We start from the raw sequence: 19,033 nt of genomic DNA on the forward strand, positions 1-19,033 counted from the left end.
GAAGCAAGAATTTGCATAGGAATGCAGGATGGAATTCCTGACCACCAGCGAAGCCGCCGATTACCTTCGGCTCGGCGAACGCAAGCTTTACGAGCTCGTCACCACCGGTGCGATCCCCTGCAGCAAGGTGACGGGGAAATGGCTGTTCCCACGGCACGAGCTCGACCTCTGGGTCCTGTCGGGCCTCGCGCGCCCGGCCGGCATGTTGATCGCCGAGCCGCCGCCGGTCGTGGGCGGCAGCCACGACGAACTGCTCGATTGGAGCCTGCGCGAGTCCGGCTCCGGGCTCGGATCGATGAGCGAGGGCAGCGCGCGCGGGCTCGAGCGCTTGCAGCGCAATGAGGTGATGGCTGCGGCGGTGCACTTCCACGCGCTCGACGCCGGCGACAATTTCTCTAGCGATGCCAGCATCGAAGCGCTGCGGACCACGCCGGACCTGCATGATGCGGTGCTGATCGCGTTCGTGCGCCGCGAAGAGGGTCTCCTGCTGCCGCACGGCAATCCCAAGCACCTGCACAGCCTGACCGACGTGCTCGCAGCCGGGGCCCGGATGGCGATGCGGCAACAGGGCACGGGCGCGCAGATGCTGCTCGACGTGCTGCTCAAGCGCGCCGGCGCCTCGATGCGGGACTTGCGCCGGATCGAGACGCCGGCGCTGACCGGCCCGGATCTGGCCGACCTGGTTCGCGCCGGCCAGGCCGATTGCGGCATCGCGACGCGCGCCGCGGCGCGCTCGGCCGGTCTCGATTTCGTGCCGCTGGTCTGGGAGAATTTCGACCTCGCGATGCGGCAGCGCAGCTATTTCCGCCCCGCGATGCAGGCCTTGCTTCGCTTCCTGAACGAGCGGCGGCTGCGCCAGCGCGCGGAGGAGCTGACCGGCTACGATCCCTCCCCCGCAGGACAGATCCGCTTCGCAGCCTGACATTGACGCCAGCCCCCCAATAGTTGCAAAAGAAACCAATTCGACCGGGCCATACCCGGACAAGCAACACCGGCCAATGAGCCGGATCAGGGAGGACGAGCGTGAACCCAATCAGATTTGGAGTGCCGGTCGCGGCCGCCTTGCTGGCGACCCTGCTGTCCGGCGCGGCGTCGGCGCAGGTTTCCGACGACGTCGTCAAGATCGGCGTGCTCACCGACATGAACGGCCCGGCCTCGGCGCCGACCGGCCAGGGCTCGGTGACCGCGGCGCAAATGGCGATCGACGATTTCGGCGGCAAGGTGCTCGGCAAGCCGATCAGCGTCGTGATCGGCGACCACCAACTCAAGGCCGACATCGGCGCTTCGCTGGCGCGGCGCTGGTTCGACGTCGAGCAGGTCGATCTGATCGTGGACGTGCCCGTCTCGGCGGTCGGGCTCGCGGTGCAGACCATCGCCAACGAGAAGAAGCGGCTGTTCATCACCCACTCCACCGGCACCGCGGACTTCCACGGCAAGTTCTGCTCGGCTTATGCCATCCAATGGGTGTTCGACACCCGCGCGCTCGCGGTCGGCACTGCGGATGCGGTGGTCAAGCGCGGCGGCGACAGCTGGTTCTTCATCACCGACGATTACGCCTTCGGCCATTCGCTGGAGCGCGACGCTTCCGCCGTCGTCACCGCCAATGGCGGCAAGGTGCTGGGCTCGGTGCGGCCGCCGCTGGCGACGCCCGATCTCTCCTCCTTCGTGCTGCAGGCGCAGGCCTCCAAGGCCAAGATCATCGGCATTACCGCCGGTCCCCCCAACAACATGAATGAGATCAAGACCGGCGCCGAGTTCGGCGTGTTCAAGGGCGGCCAGCAGATGGCGGCGCTGCTGGCGCTGATCACCGACATCCACGGCATCGGCCTACAGGCGGCGCAAGGCCTGCTGCTGACCACCTCGTTCTACTGGGACATGGACGACAAGACGCGCGAATGGTCGAAGCGCTATTTCGCCAAGATGAACCGGATGCCGTCGATGTGGCAGGCCGGCGTCTATTCCAGCGTGATGCACTATCTCAACGCCATCAAGGAGACCGGCAGCGACGATCCGCTGAAAGTGGCGGCCAAGATGCGCGAGAAGCCGATCGAGGATTTCTTCGCCCGCAACGGCAAGCTTCGCGAGGACAATCTGATGGTGCACGACCTCTGGCTGGTGCAGGTGAAGACGCCGGAGGAGAGCAAATATCCGTGGGACTATTACAAGATCCTCACGACCATTTCCGGCGACAAGGCGTTCGGCCCGCCGGACCCGGCCTGCCCGCTGGTGAAGAAGTGAGATTGGCGAATATGAGGCCGCGATGACGGTGTACCCTCTCCCCTTGTGGGAGAGGGTGGATTCGCGAAGCGAAGCCAGGTGAGGGGTTCTCACCGCGAGCCCAAGTCTCATTTGAATGCGCGGAGACAACCCCTCATCCGGCGCTTCGCGCCACCTTCTCCCACAAGGGGAGAAGGCAAGTAAGAGAGCTACTTCACCACCCCTATCTCGCGAAAATACTTCATCACGCCCGGATGAATCAGCTCCGGCCTCGGCGCGGCCGCGACCGTGTTCGCGGCGGTGGTCTCGCAGGCCTGGGCGAGCTTATTGCAGAACGTCGCCTCATTGCCGTGCAGCGTCTTGGCGAGGCGGTAGGCGACGTCGTCGGGCAGATCCTCGCGCGTGAGGATGAAGCTCCAGGAACCGAGCGAGGCGATCGGCTCGGTCTGCTTCGGGTAGGAGCCGGCCGGCACGGTCAGCGGCTTCAGGAAGGCATGCCTGGCGCGGATGCGCGCGATCTCGTCCGCACTTGGCGCGATGAAGCGTGCGCCGGATGCGCTCGAAGCGACCGCGGCAAAGCCGGGCCAGCCGATGCCGGCGCCCCAGAGCGCAGCGACGCGGCCGTCCTCCACCATCGCGGGGCCGTCGCCGGCGCGGTCGAGATAAACAGCCTTGAAGTCCTCGTCCTGCTTGAGGCCGAGACCATCGAGCACATAGCGCGCCAGGATCGGCAGGCCGGAGCCCCTGGCACCGAACGCGACGGGCTGACCGACGAGATCGCGGATGGTCGTGTACGGGCTGTCGGCGCGCACCACGAACATGCCGGGGTTGGAATAGATCGCGGTGAGGATCTTCAGCGCTACCTTCGCATGGCCGATGCCGGCGAAGGCTTCATAGGCCGGCTCGCCCGCAACCAGTGCGAGATCGAGCTCGCCCTTTTCCAAGAGCGGGATGTTCTCGTTGCTGCCCTTGGTGTTGCGCGGGGCGATGGTGAGATGCGGATCGGCCGCGTTCATCACCTCCGCGAAGGCGTTGCCATAGAGCGGGAAGCCGCCGCCGGGCGTCGCTGTTCCCAAGCTGATCGTCGCGGTCGGAATGGCCGCGCCTCCGGTCTGGGCGGCGGCGGGGCTGGCGAGCAGCGCCGCACCGAGAAGGATCATCGCGAATCTCATGGTCGCCCCTGACGGGCCTGCGTCAACACCGACTTGCGGCGATGTAGGCAGCCGCCGGTTTTTATGAAAGCATGCCGCGCAACGACAATAGAACAATGGGAGGTGTCATGTTGCGAATTTTGCGTCACGGTGTTTTCGGGCTCGCAGTCCTGTTGGGTCTTTTCAGCGCCACCCCTCCCGCCGCCGCAGCCTATCCCGATCGTCCCGTACACTGGCTGATCGGCTTTTCCCCCGGCGGCCCGGTCGACATCGTGGCGCGGATCATGGCGCAGTGGCTGTCGGAGCGGCTCGGCCAGCAATTCATCGTCGAGAACCGCACCGGCTCAGGCGGCAACATCGCCGCTGCCGCTGCGATCAACGCCCCGCCGGACGGCTACACGCTGCTGTTCGTCGCGCCCAACAACGCGATCTCGACCTCGCTCTACAAGAAGCTGCCGTTCGACTTTTTGCGCGACACCACCCCGGTTGCGAGCATCATGCAGCTCACCAACATGCTGGTCGTCTCCAACGCGTTTCCGCCGAAATCGGTTCAGGAGTTCATCGATTATTGCAAGGCCAATCCCGGCAAGATCTCCTATGCCTCCTCCGGCAACGGCACCTCGGTGCACATGTCGGCCGAGCTGTTCAAGGTAATGACCAAGTGCGACATGGTGCACGTGCCCTATCGCGGCTCGGCCATCGCCTTCCCCGACATCATCTCCAACAAGGTGCAGCTGATCTTCGACAATCTGCCCTCGGCGATGGAGCAGGTGAAGGGCGGCAACGTCCGCGCGCTGGGCGTGACCTCGCCGCAGCGCTGGCCGAGCGTGCCCGACGTGCCCGCGATCGCCGAGACCGTGCCGGGCTTCGAATCGGTTGGCTTCTACGGCATCTCCGCGCCGAAGGGCACTCCGCCTGAGGTGATCGAGATCCTCAACAAAGCCGTCGGCGAAGCGCTGAAGGACCCGAAGCTGGTGGCAAAGCTCGCCGAGACTGGCGGCATCCCCAAGCCGATGACGCCGGCCGAGTTCGGCAAGCTGGTCGCGGACGAGACCGCGAAGTGGCGCAAGGTGGTCGAGTTCGCCGGGGTCTCGGTGGACTAGGCAGCGGCCGTGCCGCCGAGCGCAGCCGCACATGTTCGAGGGGGCCAACAGGCCCCCTCAAACAATTGCGAAAACAACCCCATGCACAGTAGACGAGACCAGTGTTTTCAATGGGTTACCGCCCACGTCGAAAAAACCTGCGAAAACGCGGTTTGCTTCGTCGGGCAAAACAGGGTTATACAGGCATCATCGCCAATTTCGGTTATTCGAAATTTATCAATGATGCCGTGCCGGCGTTCCCATCCACCAGCGCCAGCATTGCACCCCCGCCTCAGGCCCTGTAAACGAACCGCGCACCGTTGCCGGCCGCGCTACCTGCGGCCGCCTCGCGGCGGGGCCTGTAGCTCAATGGTTAGAGCCGGCCGCTCATAACGGTCTGGTTGCAGGTTCGAGTCCTGCCGGGCCCACCAATAGAATCAGCCACTTATCAGGCCCCGTTTCGTCTGATCGGAATCACCGCACCAGAAACCGCACCAGATACGACCGCTTTTGGTTCGCCGGCGGGATCGCGCTTGGCGATTTTCTCGACGGCGTCGGACAAATAGTCGGGATGGTGATGGCCATACGTGTTGAGCAGAACCTCAAGCGACATTCCGAGATAGCCTGCCGCCTGCCAAGGATCTGCCCCTCTCTGCATCAGCCAAGTAGCCGCGGTGTGTCGCAGAGTGTGAGGCGAGATGCCCGGACCAAGCCCTGCAAGCCTCACAGCACTCTTGAACGCCGTTTTGACCGAGGTGATGGGCCTTCCGTTGTACTCGACGAAATGCTTCGCTTCTGGATCAATCCGGTGCCAGCGCCGTAGATGAGCAAGCAAGCGGACGGGGATCGGTACTGTCGGTTGCCGCTTGTTGGTTTTGGAGCTGCCCTGTTTCAGACGGTAGTAGCGGCCGCGCTCCAGGTCGACATAGGAGCGACCGATCGCCGGAATGGGAGACGCGGCTGCAATGGCTCCCGCACGGGTTCCGCTGTAGATGCCCAACAAAATGAACCGAGCAAGATGGCGAAGGGGACGCTTGCTTGTCGGGACCTTCACGTCGTCCATCGGACGGCGCGAGCCTTTTTGCATTTCGTTATAGCGCCAGCAGGTCCAAACCAATTTGGCCGCATCGCTGCGCGTCAGCCACTTGTCTCGCGGTTGGCCCTTCTCCGGCAGGGACACCTTCACGATTTCCCGATGATATCCTTCTGCTGTATGGTGACCAATGGCAGCGCGGAGGTCTTCAAGGTCTCGGCGCGCGCCTCCCCTCTTGCCGCGCTTCTTGGCGTACGAGCGACATGCCTCCCCATTTACCTCGCCCAGCATTTTTGCTCCCCACCACTCGTTCAACCGTTCGATCCGCTTCTTCAACTTGCGGATATCGGGAATCGTATCTTCGCTCTCGCTATCGACCTTGAAACGACCGCGAAGCTTGTCCAGCTGCGCGTCCATATAAATCGAGAGGACATCCGCGATAGGGATATCGTCTATGTGGCGAATTCGTCGCTTCGGGGTATGTTTAGAGCTTATGTAGTCTCTTAGCTTTTCCTCCGCGGCCGCAATCTCATCTGCAGCGCAGCCTGTGCTGACATCCCGGCCGTTGTCTCTGATGATCCAGGTTGCCTGGTGAGTGATCTTTCCGCTCTTGTTTCGGCGGGCAGCCTTGAGCTGAAGTCGGGCGCCCTTGCTTCTTCGCGGCATAGCTCTCTCATCCGTTCTATATGAGCCAGCGTTGTAAATCTTTGCCGGCAATCTTCTCAATAATCAATTGACTCCGATCGCGCTCGCGACGCAAACCCGCGACCGTCATTCCCCTAAATGAAATGCGATCTTCACGGCATCAGCAAGGCGAACAGAAGTACCAGGTGTAATTTCAGGTTGCGCTCGATCCTTTCGGACCTGTAACCGTGTGCGGTGTGGCGAGCCTTGCAAACGACTGCCTCGAAATGAAGCCATCACTTCGCTCATCGAACGATCGGGCATGCTAATCGTGCAATCGCGCAAGTACCTGGACGGGATCAGCGAGAGTCGCGTTGGATGGTAAGCGCTCCAAGCATCGATTACCTGCTCCGGTGGGAATGGGTCTTTCCCATTCGGCCACTCATGGTAGGAGGCTGCAGGCTGCTCGAAAGGCCAGGTTCCGCACTCGAATTCAGCGCGTTAAAACATGGGAGGCTCTGCCGAAAAGAAGAGTCGTTTGCCTGACGACACCATCGGCATTTGGTTGAGCAGACGGCCCGCCTCTATCGCGATGACGCGACGGAATGTCTGGTTTCGGCCTTCTCACCGCTAAGAAACCAATGCCATGGTTTGTCGTCCAGGCGCGCCCTCAATCTCAGTCTCAATGTAGTGAGGCGTGAGTCGAAATGCTTGCCTTACTTGGTCGCGCCCTCGATGATCCACGCTTGGACCCGAGCTAGCGCGACCGAATAATACCAACACTCGCACCTACAACGCGCGGTGTGAGGCGTCTATCTCGTAAGCGCCATCCAGAATAGACGAGGCTGATCAGAGGAGCCGCCGGTGATCTGCTAGCAGAGCTGGAAGAAAGCAGGCATTGGCACCAGCTTTTTCAAACCCTATCCGAGCAGTGATCGAGACATGCACTTCCCATCTATTCCGGATTACAGAGAAGGATTGATACAGCCATAGTATAAGACCGCCAATGCGCTAACTATACGGCGCACCGAAGACATACTTTTCCCGGATCGCGCCCTCCGCCGCTGGGCGTTGTAGATGCTCCTTGAACGAGCTCCTTAGCACGCGAGCTGCGAAGAGAGGTGGTCGCCCAACTGCGTCGATACCGGCGGCGATGGCGGGACTATTTTCTTCAATTGATGTAATTATTGCTGCAAGCGTCGCATAGATGTTTGATTTGCTCCGGTGTAACTTTCGGGAGCGAGAATGATGGCCAACGCGCTCGAGATCTAGGCTCATCCGGTACGATCGCAGCTCGGCATGAGAGCGGCACAATATGTCCGCATGTCGACACAACGGCAGCAATACTCGATTCAGAATCAGGCTGCTGTGATTGCAGCATACGCGCACGCCCATAGCCTGACCATTGTACGAACCTATCGCGATGAGGGAGAGAGCGGCCTGCTCATCAAGAACAGGGCCGGTCTTATACAGCTCATCAAGGATGTCCAAACAGGAGCAGCCGATTTCGGTCATATTCTGGTCTATGACGTAAGCCGGTGGGGCCGCTTTCAGGACGTCGATGAGAGCGCGTATTACGAATTCGTGTGCAAACAGGCAGGCATCAACATCGTGTATTGTGCTGAGCAGTTTGATAATGACGGCAGCGTGCTCTCCAGCATCATCAAAAACATCAAGCGCGTAATGGCGGCCGAGTACAGTCGTGAGCTTTCGGCGAAGGTTCACGCTGCGCAGTGCCGGTTCGCCCGACTTGGCTTCAAGCTTGGAGGTCGCCCTGGTTATGCTCTCTTGCGAGAACTTGTCGATCAGAGTCAGCGGTCGCGAGGCGTGCTGAAGAACGGTGACCAAAAATACCTCATGACTGATCACGTCCGAGTGCGCCCCGGCATTCCCGAGGAAGTAGCCGTGGTGAAGTGGATCTTCGAGCGCTTTCTGCAGATAAAGTCGGAAGCGATTATCGCCCGGGAGCTAAACCGGAGGGCCATACTCACGAGCACGGGAGTTCGGTGGACGCGCGCAGCGGTTAACATGGTGCTTAGAAACGAGAACTACATTGGAAACCTGACCTTCAACCGCCGATCACGCAAGCTGCGGCGGACCTGCACCTGCAATCCTCCCGAGCTTTGGATCACCAGCGAGAGATGTATCGAGCCGATCATCGAACGCGAAGTCTTCCTGAAAGTAAACAAGATCATTGAGGAACGGCGTGTCGATATCACTGAAGAGGAGATGCTTGCCCGTCTACGCAAAACGCTGCTCAAGGAAGGGCGCCTGAGCTCTGCTATCATAGCCAGCACGGTCGGCCTTCCCTGCGCTTCCACCTATCAAACTCACTTCGGCAGCATGATGAACGTGTATCGCTTAATCGGCTACACTCCCAAGCGAAACTATGCATTTCTCGAGTCGCGCCCGCGCTGGGCAGAGCAAGAGGCCAAGCTCGGCTCTCACATCGCCATGGCCATCAGGAAAGCTGGTGGTCGCATCATCTCTAGCAACCGGACCGATTACTTGCGCGTGCGTGGATCGGTCAACATCTCAATTCGATCAGCCCTCTGCTGCGGAAGGCAAAATCGAGCGCCGTATTGGTCGATCAAGCGCAGGGCACGCCTGCCTCAGGGCTGGATCGCCGCCATCAGGCTGTCTGAGCATAACGAGTCAGTGCTCGATTACGTGCTGCTGTCGGCCGACGGGAAAGCGAAACAAACCATAAACTTTTCTGAGAGGGCTCGCGTTCGCCGTGGAATCGCTCGCTTCGATACCCCTGACGCTTTGGCTCGAGCGATCGCCAAGCTAGTAACACTTAAAGACCGTTGTGCGCCAGCACCACAGGACAAGCGATCGAGACCAAAGCAGCTCAACACCAAGAACGCCCGCACGCGGCGCTGATCAGACGCAGGCACAAAACTCCGCAAAGCAGTGCTTCTTAATCTTTAGAAGCTTGTCCAGATTTCGAGCGCCTTCGCTCTTGCCGCGTGCCGCATCATGTTCCACTCCAAGTCCGTGATCATGCCCTGACCGATTTCCACGCCAGGCTGGCTGAACATACGACAGCCGATCCGACGCTCTTTGTTCAGCCGTATTTTCGGGTTTGCTCGCAATCCGGCGCCATTCACAGCAGTGGAGCACAGGGTGACCGAGCCGCGTGGCATCTCTAAAAAAACAAGCTGCGGCTTACGCTGGCTGCGAGTCGCTTTCGGCGTTCACCGAATGGGTTCGACGCGGAATCATGCCTAGACCGATTCCCGGAACCACGCAAATGGGATAGAAAAGCTATTGACGCGGCCCTTGACCGGCTATCTGGTTTACAGCCTAAGATTGAAGCTCAACTAACACCATACGACGCATGGAAGGCTTCCCAGAATGCGAGTGCGGCTGAAAGGGATCAACTGGTCCATAAAAAGCTCGCTGACGGTACATCGAAGACCTACTGGTACGCTTGGAAAGGAGGCCCGCGCATTGACGCGGAACCCGGCACACCGGAGTTTATGCGGCTCTACAACGAAGCAGTGTCGTCGTACACAACGAAGACTGCCGAGACGTTCAGCTCGCTCATTGACTACTTCAAGGACTGTAGCGAGTACAAAGATCTCGGCGACAAGAGTAAGCGCGCTTACGACGGATATCTCAAGCTCATCGAGGCCAAGTTTGGATCGATGCCAATCGGCGCTCTCGAAGACAAGCGCGCGAGGGGTGACTTCAAAGAGTTTCGTGATTCATTCTCCGATACGCCGCGCAAGGCGGACTACGTTTGGACAACGATCGCGCGTGTTCTGTCGGTTGCGAAGGATCGCGGCAAGATCGCAGTGAACGTTTGCGGCGCGGCTTTACGACTCTGATCGATCGGAGATCGTGTGGAGCGCCGAGGACATCCGGGCCTTCTGCAGCGTTGCGTCCGTTGAGCTGCAGGCGGCTCTACTGCTTGCACTGTGGACGGGCCAGCGCCAAGGGGACCTGCTGCGCCTAACTTGGAAGGACTACGATGGCACGTACATCCGGATGCGTCAGTCTAAGGGACGCGGCAGCAAGGGCAGGCGCCGTGTAACCATACCGGTGGGGCCGACGCTAAAGGCGGCGCTTGATGCTGCGCTCAAGGAAAGGCGCTCTGCAGTGACCATTTTGGTCAATTCGTTCGGACGGCCGTGGACGGAGGACGGCTTCAGGACAAGCTGGGACAAGGCCTTTAAGAAAACGTCCTTGAAGGACCTGCACTTTCATGATTTGCGCGGCACTGCTGTTACGCGCCTCGCGCTATCCAACTGCTCGGTGCCGGAGATCGCCTCGATCACCGGCCACTCGATGAAGATCGTGCAGGAGATTCTGGACGCGCACTACCTGGGTGGCCGGCTCGAACTCGCGGAGTCAGCGATCAAAAAGCTGAGCGAAGTGTACGGGTAGGAACCACGGATTGGGATGTGGAACGATTCCAGGTGAAAGCGTCCTCGGTCGCCAAGGCTTCTGCGTGAGAGAGTGCTCCACGCCGCCGCGGAAACGAGCTAGCCGCTGCGGTAACGCGCAGCCATCCCGCCATCGGCGTACGGACAATGAACAGATTTCTCAAACCGGACGTCAAACCGAATGGTCCGTTCTGACGTGCACTGCTGTAAGTGCTTGATTTGCTTGGTGGGCGCACCAGGGCTCGAACCTGGGACCCGCTGATTAAGAGTCTCGAATTGTCCGTTTTGCACTCGGGAACCGCCAATTGCCGCATGTAATGAGAGGCGCGCTTCTCGAAGAGCAGATTTCGCATACACCTTGGACGGGTGGCCGATCCGAAGGGCCTCGCGCACTCACAAGTACCGCGTTCAAGATATGCCGAAGCGTAAGATCGATAGACTCGCTCGCGCCAAAGCCCGGCCCGATCCTGCACAGTGGGGGGAGGACGAAGTGATGACGCTGATCGAGGCCGTTACCGTATTTTTTCCGCACGGTCCATTGACCTTATCATCGTTGCGCAGGGCCGCAGCGACTGGGACTCTTGAAATTGCCAAAGTGGCAGGCAAAGATTTGACCACACCTCGCGCCATCCGCAAACTGGTCAAGCCGTCATGCCGGGCCGCAAAGCCAAGCCACCACGACTCTGGTTCCGAGACGACGATGAGACCTGGATCATCCTCGACCGCGGCCGGCAGATCCGCACAGGCTTCGGCCGCGACGACATTGATGGCGCTGCGAAGGCACTCGAAACCTACATCGGCGGGCGACATACTAGTACAATCGGCGCCACTGACCCGGGCGCCCTCGCCATAGCTGATGTTCTCACTGCTTACGAGATTGCAAAGCGCCCCAAGGATAAGAGCGACCAACGCGCGTGGGCACAACACGATCTGCTGCTCATTCGCTTGCTCGACCTCAACACCTTCTTTGGCGACAAGACGGTCAGCGAGCTCAAAGCCCAACTCTGTCGTGATTTCGTAGACTGGTCTACTGGCACGCCGAACGAGAACAACAGAAAGGCAGGCATCAAGCCCCGCAACAGCTCGGTCTCAGATCAGACCGCGCGACGCCGACTTGAGGATTTGCGGGCTGCGGTCAACGTCTATCACGCAGAACACACACTTAGCGTGGTCCCAAAGATCACCCTGCCTCCAAAGGCGGAGGGGCGTCACCGGTGGCTAACACGCAATGAAGCCGCTCGCTTACTCGCAGCAGCGATTGGTTACGTGTGGGACAATGAGCGAGAGACCTGGAAGCGTGGTGAAGATGGCAAGCTTTTGAGACGTGAGCGGTGGATCATCCGCCGTCGCTATCCGGCGGCGCGTTTCATGTTGGTCGGCATTTACAGCGCGCGCCGCGAAGAGACGATCCGCCGCACACAGTGGCTATCGACAACGACTCATCCTTGGATGAATCTGGACGCGATGGTGTACCAAGGCAAGGGAGCCTTGGAGCGGTCCACCAAGAAGCGACGCCCGCCCGCGAAGATCGCCAGCCGGCTGCGCCCTCACCTAGTCCGCTGGCGTAAGATCGACGAGAAGCGTTCCTCCGAACTCAGAGCAGCGGGCATCATGAGGAACGGCGAGCAGATACGATTCATCGTCAACCGCATCCACGATGGCCAGCCGCTTGCCGGCAAGATCAGGTCGGCTTGGGAAGGAATTCTGGAGGATGCGGGACTGGGCGATCATGTGGTTCGCCACTCCTTGCGCCACACCGCCGCGACTTGGCTCATGCAAGCTGGCGTCGATATGTGGGAAGCCGCTGGCTGGCTTGGGATGACCGTGGAGCAGCTGGAAGCCAACTATGGCCATCACCATCCAGATTTCCAGGAAGAGGCGGCCGAAGCGTTTGGGGGACGACGCTAATTCCCCTTGCGGTTAGCAACGTCTGTCAGAAAATAGAGCGACCAAAATACAGTCACCGACAAGAACGACAAAAGCATAGACAGGATCAAGCTACCGATTGCCCAGACCGCTGTTCGAGCCAACGGAGCACTTGCTGTCCAGCTGATAACCGCGTCCCTCATCAAGCCAGCGCCCACGACAGCGAATAGCGTCACAAGGCCCAAGAAGCTCAGATAACCTAGCAGAAAGCAAAGGGATTGGCGCATAGTCAGGGCGTCATTGTCCAGCCAAAGCTCAGCTCCCATTGGCCTTCGATCAATGTTGTTACCTGGCGCGCCCATCGATACTGCCGCCAGCGCCCCCACCATAAACGGTACAGCCATGATCAATAGGTCTCTGGCAAACCGCAATAACCCAGCATCGCCGAACAGTGGGGCGCGTGGTTGGACGCCTACGTAAACGATCCATGCCACCAGTGCGACGGATAATGGAACGATCACGTCATACCGGCGCTTCTCTGGATGACGGATAGAAAGGTAGCGGATAGGAGCAAGCAGGCGCAGTCGCGAATGCGTCCCGCCCTGTTCCACGTCCAGATACTCTATCCGTGACCTTTCCATAGCGAGTCTTTGTCCAGCAAGGCTTCCATCTGCTTCACGACATCGCGGTTGACTGTCGTGTACCACTCTCTGGCTGCCTGGAGAGATATTACATCTTTTGTGCAGATCATCAGATCCGAAGCGCCGGCAAGTGCATCCGGCAACGACCCGGTGATCATCGCACCGTTTACGTGCCGGAATGACACCTTAATCTTGTACCCGCGCTGTGTGTAGTAGGTTCGCAGGGCGTTCATCCATTCGAAACGTGCTTTAGGGTCGTTTGGTCCCTGCTTGGCGGACACCTTCAATTGAACTTGGGCGTCAAATTCCTCATTGATCACATGGGTTTTACCGGCAATCGATTGTTTTTCTTTGCTCTTGGTAAAGATTAGATAGGAAATTTCAGCACCTGGACCAGTGGCAGACCCGACGTTCCGTCCAACATCGGCGTGGAGTTCCAGGCGGGGATTGAATCGGTAGGGCTTGAGCACATTTCCTCGTTTCGGATCTGGCACCGGTACGTCAAATGAGAGTTCGTCCTGCGTTGCCCATCGGCGAAGCTGCCGACACAGGAAATCCTCAATCATTTTTCGGTTTATTGAGTGTGCAACTTCGATCACACATCGGTAGTCGCCGCTATCAACGGCCACGACCGGGGTGCGAACGACCACATGGGCTGACACGCACCCGCGTTCATTTTCGTGGCCGGAGATATCCCGTCCGTTCAAGTTTGCTGTGTCGACGACGGAGAATGTTGTCTTTTGCTGATCAACGTATTCCAGCAGAAGCTGATAGTATCGAAAACCGTCGCGTGTATGAGACTTGAGATCTCGGAGCCAGATGAAGTTCAATCCGGCGCACCGGATTTTCCGCTCATCGTCCGTCTCTTCGGACTCTCTCTCGGTCTCTGACTTTCCGAAAAACTCAATAGCCCACGCTGCTTTTCGTCGCTCCTCGAGAGCGTCGAACATGCTCTTGCCGGAGACGATCGGAACTTTGGCGTGGCTCGGAGCCTTTGAAATCGACCGAGCAACCAATCCATTTAAAAGAACAATCCTCTGAAATGGACTCGACACTCAGCCCTCCCTGCGGAAGCTGATAATGTCACAACCCACGCTTGAGGAAGAGGTCGTGAGCGCGTTATCCCCGGAGGCAAGAGGCTTTTCATTGCGCATTTCATTGCGGAACGACGCCCCGGAAACTATAAGTAGTTGAAATCTTGGTCGGAGTGGCAGGATTCGAACCTGCGACCCCTGCGTCCCGAACGCAGTGCTCTACCGGGCTGAGCCACACTCCGACAAGAAGGCGGCTTATAGCGTCGGGCTTGACGCACTGCAAGCGGCCGAGATGAGGAATTTTATCCCTGTGAAGACGGGTGTCGAAACGCTGATATTGCCGGCCGGCGAAGCCGGCGCGGAAGCCGCCGCCCGGCGACTTGCGGCCGGCGGGCTGGTCGCGTTTCCGACCGAGACGGTCTACGGGCTCGGGGCGGATGCTGCCAATGCGGTCGCGATCGCCCATCTCTACGCCGCCAAGGGCCGGCCGGCGTTCAATCCGCTGATCGCGCATGTTGCGGATCTCAAAGCCGCGCGGCGGATCGGGCTGTTCGATGCGCGCGCGCTGGCGCTTGCGGAGGCGTTCTGGCCGGGGCCGCTTACGCTGGTGGTGCCCAAGACCGAGGACTGCCCGGTGGCGGATCTCGCCACGGCTGGCCTCGACACGGTGGCGATCCGCATCCCCGCCCATCCCGTCGCGCAGGCGATCCTGCGCGCCTTCGGCGGCGCCGTGGTGGCGCCCTCGGCCAACATCTCCGGCCACGTCTCGCCGACGCTGGCCGCGCATGTCGAGAGCGACCTTGCCGGGCGGATCGACCTGATCATCGACGGCGGGCCTGTTACGGTCGGCGTTGAATCCACGATTGTCGGCTGCTTCGACGCGCCGATGCTGCTTCGTCCCGGTGGGCTCTCGCGCGAGCGGATCGAGGCGGTGCTGGGCGCGAAGCTGACGCGGCCGCCGGCGGAGGCTGGCAGCGACGACAGCCAGCCGCTGGCCCCGGGCATGCTGGCCTCGCACTACGCACCGCGCGCCCATGTGCGGCTCAATGCACGTGAGGTCGCGCCGGGCGAAGCGCTGCTGGCGTTCGGCCCGGAGCGCCTGCCCGGCCTTGACGCCGCCTCGGCCGTCATGAATTTGTCGCCCACCGCCGATCTCGATAAAGCCGCGGCCAATCTGTTCGGCTATCTTCGCAGCCTCGATGCGAAAGCGCCGCGGGCGATTGCGGTGATGCCGATTCCCGAAGATGGTCTGGGCGAGGCGATCAACGACCGGCTGCGCCGCGCCGCGGTGGCGCGTTGAAGCAAGAGACGAGGACATGAACATCAACAAGCCTGCCACCCCGCCGCTTGCGCCCGAATTGATCGAGCAATTCCGCAAGATCGTCGGCGACCGCCACGCCATCACCGACCCGACTGACATCGAGCCTTACGTCACCGAGGAGCGCAATCTGTTCCACGGCCGCTCGCCGCTGGTGCTGCGCCCGGGCTCGACGGCGGAGGTTTCCGCGATCTGCAAGCTCGCCTCCGCGCACAACATCGCGCTGGTGCCGCAGGGCGGCAACACCGGGCTCGTCGGCGGCCAGACGCCGCACAATGGCGAGGTGGTGGTGTCGCTGCGCCGGCTCGACAAGATCCGCGAGGTCGATACCGCCTCCAACACCATGACGTGTGAGGCCGGCGTGGTGCTGCAGATCGCGCAAGCCAAGGCCTCCGAGGTCGACCGGCTGTTTCCGCTGTCGTTAGGGGCCGAAGGCAGCTGCACCATCGGCGGCAATCTCTCGACCAACGCCGGCGGCACCGCGGCGCTCGCCTATGGCGTCGCGCGCGAGATGGCGCTGGGCCTGGAAGTGGTGCTCGCCGACGGCCGCGTGCTCAATTCGTTGTCGAAGCTGAAGAAAGACAACACTGGCTACAATCTGCACAACCTCTTTATCGGCGCCGAAGGCACGCTCGGCATCATCACGGCGGCGACGCTGAAGCTGTTTCCGAAGCCGCGGGCGATCGAGACCGCCTTCGTCGGGCTGAAATCGCCGGCGGCAGCGCTAAAGCTGCTGACCATCGCGCAAGGCGAAGCCGCCAATGCGCTGACGAGCTTCGAGCTGCTGTCGGAGCTGGCGGTGGATTTCTCCGTCCGCCACGGCATCGACGTGCGCGATCCGCTCGCAGATAAGCATCCCTGGTACGTGCTGATGGAATTGTCATCGCCGAGCGAGGATGCCCGCACGCCGCTGGAGACGATCCTCGCCCGTGCCATGGAGGAGGAGATCGTCGACGACGCCGTGATCGCGGCGAGCCTCGCCCAGCGCGGCGCGTTCTGGAAGCTGCGCGACGAGATGTCGGCGGCGCAGAAGCCGGAAGGCGGCTCGATCAAGCACGACATCTCGGTCCCGGTTGCGGCCGTGCCCGACTTCATCGCGGAAGCCGATGCGGCCGTGGTGAAGCTGATCCCCGGCGCGCGGCCGGTGCCGTTCGGCCATCTCGGCGACGGCAATCTGCATTACAACGTCAGCCAGCCGATCGGCGCCGACACCGCCGATTTCCTCGCGCGCTGGCATGATGTGAACGCGGTGGTGTTCGAGATCGTGCTGCGCATGGGCGGCTCGATCTCGGCCGAGCACGGCATCGGCGTGCTCAAGCGCGACGAGCTTCCGCAAGTAAAGGACAAGACCGCCATCGAGCTGATGCGCTCCATCAAGGCGATGCTCGATCCGCTCGGCATCATGAACCCGGGGAAGGTGCTGTGAGCGCTTCCCTTGCGATCGATGCGATCGCCGATGCCGATGTCGAGCCGCTCGTCGCACTGTGGCAGCGCTGCGGCCTGACGCGCCCTTGGAACGATCCGCATGCCGACATCGCACTGGCGCGGCGGCGCGACAATTCCACCGTGCTGGTCGGCCGCGACAACGGCGCGATCGTCGCCACCGTGATGGTCGGCCATGACGGCCATCGCGGCTGGGTCTATTACGTCGCCGTGGATCCCAGCTGTCAGAAGCGCGGCTATGGCCGCATCATCATGGCGGCGGCCGAGGACTGGCTGCGAAGCGCCGGGATTTCGAAGCTACAGCTCCTGGTCAGGCGCGAGAACGCGCAGGCCAACGCGTTCTACGGCTCGCTCGGCTTCGAGCTATCGACATCCCTGATGTTCCAGAAGTGGCTCGACGGCCGTGCGACCACGCCAAGCAATTGAGATCCAGCCATGACCCTTTCCGACCGCGTCCGCATCAAGGACGTCCGCGTGCTCTCGGACGGTTGGACCACGCTGAAGACCACGACCTTCGAATACCGGCGCGCCAGTGGCGAGTGGCAGACCCAGCATCGCGAGACCTATGAGCGCGACAACGCCGCCGCCGTGCTGCCATATAATCTCGCGCGGCGGACCGTGATCCTGGTGCGCCAGTTCCGCCTTCCGGCCTTCATCCGCGGTTACGACGACCTCTTGATCGAGGCCGCCGCCGGCGTGCTCGACAACGCCGGGCCCGAGGAGCGCATCCGCGCCGAGGCGGAGGAAGAGACCGGCTATCGCCTGCACCATGTCCACAAGGTGTTCGAGGCCTTCATGAGCCCCGGCGCCATCACCGAGAAGCTGCATTTCTTCGTCGCCGAATACGAGCCCGAGATGCGGGTGAGCGACGGCGGCGGCCTGGAGCACGAGGGCGAGGACATCGAGGTGCTGGAGCTGTCCATCGACGAGGCGCTGGCGATGATCGCCGACGGCCGCATCATCGACGCCAAGGCGATCATGCTGCTGCAGTATGTGGCGCTGCATGTGTTCAGGTGACCTTGCGGCTGTCCTTCCTTCTCCCCTTGTGGGAGAAGGTGGCGCGAAGCGCCGGATGAGGGGTTCTCTCCACTTGTGAGATCGTTCGTGAGGATGGATACCCCTCACCCGTCTCGCCGCTATGCGGCGATCCACCCTCTCCCACAAGGGGAGAGGGGAGGAGCGCAGCTCGCTCTATCAAGCCTGCAATTCAGACCTGCGCCGCCGCTCCCCCCGGTTGAGCAACCGCAAAACTATCTCTAGTCTGTCGTCAACCAAGAACCAGGAGACGCGCCATGTCCGCTCCGCGCGACGATGAATTCGGCTTTGCGCCCGACTACGATTCCCCCGTCCCCTACATGCAGCGCACCCGGGATTATTACGCGGCGATCGGCTACACCACGCCGTACCGCTGGGCGCATTACACCGAGGCGCCGTTCCAGCCGCTGAAGAAGCCGTTGTCGCAATCGCGCGTCACCATCATCACCACCGCGGCGCCCTACGATCCGGCCAAGGGCGACCAGGGGCCGGGCGCGGCGTATAATGGCAACGCGAAGTTTTATCAGGTCTATGACGGCGACACGTCGAAACAGCACGATCTGCGCATCTCGCACATCGGCTACGACCGCAAGCACACCTCGGCCACCGACAGCGGCACCTGGTTTCCGCTGCCGCAGCTGTTGAAGGCGAGCGCCGCCGGCCGCATCGGCGAAGTGAGCCAGCGCTTCTTCGGCGCGCCGACCAACCGCAGCCATCGCGTGACGCTCGACACCGACGCGCCGGAGATCCTGGCGCGCTGCCTCGCGGACAAGGTCGACGTCGCGGTGCTGGTGCCAAACTGCCCGGTCTGCCACCAGACCACGGCGCTGCTGGCGCGGCACCTGGAGCGCAACGGCATTGCCACCGTGGTCATGGGCTGCGCCAAGGACATCGTCGAGCACGCGGCCGTGCCGCGCTTCCTGTTCTCCGACTTCCCGCTCGGCAATTCCGCCGGCAAGCCGCACGACATCGCCTCGCAGGCCCAGACGCTCGAGCTCGCGCTCCGGCTGCTGGAGAGCGCGAGCGGTCCGCAGACCACGATGCAATCGCCGCTGCGCTGGAGCGAGGACGCCTCCTGGAAGCTCGACTACAACAACGTTGCGCAGCTCTCGCCCGAAGAGCTGGCTCGCCGCCGCGCCGAGTTCGACAAGCAGAAGGAGATCGCGCGCGGCAACCGCGCCGCCTGACGCCCTCC

16 protein-coding genes and 2 tRNA genes are annotated in these 19,033 nt (G+C 61.4%); 13 read left to right on the plus strand and 5 right to left on the minus strand.

Annotated features, from left to right (window positions below):
• The first annotated feature begins 28 nt into the window (after nt 1-28).
• Nucleotides 29-922, plus strand: coding sequence for a helix-turn-helix transcriptional regulator (locus I6F36_RS28590; RefSeq protein WP_225172638.1), 894 nt, complete (start codon nt 29-31; stop codon nt 920-922).
• 101 nt (nt 923-1,023) lie between these two features.
• On the plus strand, nt 1,024-2,238 hold the full coding sequence (locus I6F36_RS28595) for an ABC transporter substrate-binding protein (RefSeq protein WP_225172639.1): 1,215 nt from the start codon (nt 1,024-1,026) through the stop codon (nt 2,236-2,238).
• A gap of 188 nt (nt 2,239-2,426) precedes the next feature.
• Here I6F36_RS28595 and I6F36_RS28600 read toward each other — a convergent pair whose 3' ends face one another.
• Nucleotides 2,427-3,389 (minus strand): TAXI family TRAP transporter solute-binding subunit, encoded by a 963-nt coding sequence (locus I6F36_RS28600; protein WP_225172640.1) that lies wholly within the window; start codon nt 3,387-3,389, stop codon nt 2,427-2,429.
• 107 nt (nt 3,390-3,496) lie between these two features.
• On the opposite strand from I6F36_RS28600, the gene I6F36_RS28605 reads away from it, so the two are divergent.
• Together I6F36_RS28605 and I6F36_RS28610 are read left to right on the plus strand one after the other, a co-directional pair.
• Nucleotides 3,497-4,471: a tripartite tricarboxylate transporter substrate binding protein gene (locus I6F36_RS28605; RefSeq protein WP_225124547.1), complete on the plus strand. Its 975-nt coding sequence runs from the start codon at nt 3,497-3,499 to the stop codon at nt 4,469-4,471.
• 334 nt (nt 4,472-4,805) lie between these two features.
• Nucleotides 4,806-4,881, plus strand: a tRNA-Ile gene (locus I6F36_RS28610).
• A gap of 17 nt (nt 4,882-4,898) precedes the next feature.
• Here I6F36_RS28610 and I6F36_RS28615 read toward each other — a convergent pair.
• Complete coding sequence (locus I6F36_RS28615) at nt 4,899-6,149, minus strand: site-specific integrase (protein WP_225142382.1); 1,251 nt, start codon at nt 6,147-6,149, stop codon at nt 4,899-4,901.
• 1,257 nt (nt 6,150-7,406) lie between these two features.
• Between I6F36_RS28615 and I6F36_RS28620 the strand changes: the two genes are divergently transcribed.
• The 4 genes from I6F36_RS28620 (at nt 7,407) to I6F36_RS28635 (ending at nt 12,409) form a co-directional block, all read left to right on the plus strand.
• Nucleotides 7,407-8,993 (plus strand): recombinase family protein, encoded by a 1,587-nt coding sequence (locus I6F36_RS28620; RefSeq protein WP_276573738.1) that lies wholly within the window; start codon nt 7,407-7,409, stop codon nt 8,991-8,993.
• A 599-nt stretch (nt 8,994-9,592) separates the two neighbouring features.
• Complete coding sequence (locus tag I6F36_RS28625; RefSeq protein WP_225142380.1) at nt 9,593-9,943, plus strand: hypothetical protein; 351 nt, start codon at nt 9,593-9,595, stop codon at nt 9,941-9,943.
• A gap of 13 nt (nt 9,944-9,956) precedes the next feature.
• Nucleotides 9,957-10,502: a tyrosine-type recombinase/integrase gene (locus tag I6F36_RS28630; RefSeq protein WP_225142379.1), complete on the plus strand. Its 546-nt coding sequence runs from the start codon at nt 9,957-9,959 to the stop codon at nt 10,500-10,502.
• 650 nt (nt 10,503-11,152) lie between these two features.
• A complete protein-coding gene (locus I6F36_RS28635) occupies nt 11,153-12,409 on the plus strand; it encodes a tyrosine-type recombinase/integrase (RefSeq protein WP_225172642.1) in 1,257 nt (418 codons plus the stop codon).
• Here I6F36_RS28635 and I6F36_RS28640 read toward each other — a convergent pair.
• From I6F36_RS28640 to I6F36_RS28650, 3 genes are all read right to left on the minus strand, one after another.
• Nucleotides 12,406-12,978 (minus strand): hypothetical protein, encoded by a 573-nt coding sequence (locus I6F36_RS28640; protein WP_225142377.1) that lies wholly within the window; start codon nt 12,976-12,978, stop codon nt 12,406-12,408. The genes I6F36_RS28635 and I6F36_RS28640 overlap by 4 nt on opposite strands.
• Before the next feature lie 11 nt (nt 12,979-12,989).
• Nucleotides 12,990-14,063, minus strand: coding sequence for a hypothetical protein (locus tag I6F36_RS28645; protein ID WP_225172643.1), 1,074 nt, complete (start codon nt 14,061-14,063; stop codon nt 12,990-12,992).
• 144 nt (nt 14,064-14,207) lie between these two features.
• Nucleotides 14,208-14,284: transfer RNA gene (locus tag I6F36_RS28650), tRNA-Pro, on the minus strand.
• Between the two features lie 50 nt (nt 14,285-14,334).
• On the opposite strand from I6F36_RS28650, the gene I6F36_RS28655 reads away from it, so the two are divergent.
• The 5 genes from I6F36_RS28655 to I6F36_RS28675 all read left to right on the plus strand — a co-directional run bounded on the left by I6F36_RS28655 (nt 14,335) and on the right by I6F36_RS28675 (nt 19,025).
• Nucleotides 14,335-15,342 carry an L-threonylcarbamoyladenylate synthase gene (locus tag I6F36_RS28655; RefSeq protein ID WP_225138298.1) on the plus strand — a complete coding sequence of 336 codons (1,008 nt, stop codon included), beginning with the start codon at nt 14,335-14,337 and terminating at the stop codon, nt 15,340-15,342.
• Nucleotides 15,343-15,358: 16 nt separating this feature from the next.
• The gene (locus tag I6F36_RS28660) at nt 15,359-16,786 is read left to right on the plus strand and encodes an FAD-binding oxidoreductase (RefSeq protein ID WP_036003672.1); all 1,428 of its coding nucleotides are present in this window, start codon (nt 15,359-15,361) and stop codon (nt 16,784-16,786) included.
• On the plus strand, nt 16,783-17,229 hold the full coding sequence (locus I6F36_RS28665) for a GNAT family acetyltransferase (RefSeq protein ID WP_225138296.1): 447 nt from the start codon (nt 16,783-16,785) through the stop codon (nt 17,227-17,229). The genes I6F36_RS28660 and I6F36_RS28665 overlap by 4 nt, the downstream gene beginning before the upstream one ends.
• A gap of 9 nt (nt 17,230-17,238) precedes the next feature.
• Nucleotides 17,239-17,820, plus strand: a complete 582-nt coding sequence (locus I6F36_RS28670) for a GDP-mannose pyrophosphatase (protein WP_225172644.1) — start codon at nt 17,239-17,241, stop codon at nt 17,818-17,820.
• Between the two features lie 275 nt (nt 17,821-18,095).
• The gene (locus I6F36_RS28675; RefSeq protein WP_225146957.1) at nt 18,096-19,025 is read left to right on the plus strand and encodes a glycine/sarcosine/betaine reductase selenoprotein B family protein; all 930 of its coding nucleotides are present in this window, start codon (nt 18,096-18,098) and stop codon (nt 19,023-19,025) included.
• The last annotated feature ends 8 nt before the right edge of the window (nt 19,026-19,033 follow it).

The sequence above is a fragment of the Bradyrhizobium sp. BRP19 genome, assembly GCF_020194195.1.
In the GTDB taxonomy this organism is placed as follows: Bacteria; Pseudomonadota; Alphaproteobacteria; order Rhizobiales; family Xanthobacteraceae; genus Bradyrhizobium; species Bradyrhizobium yuanmingense.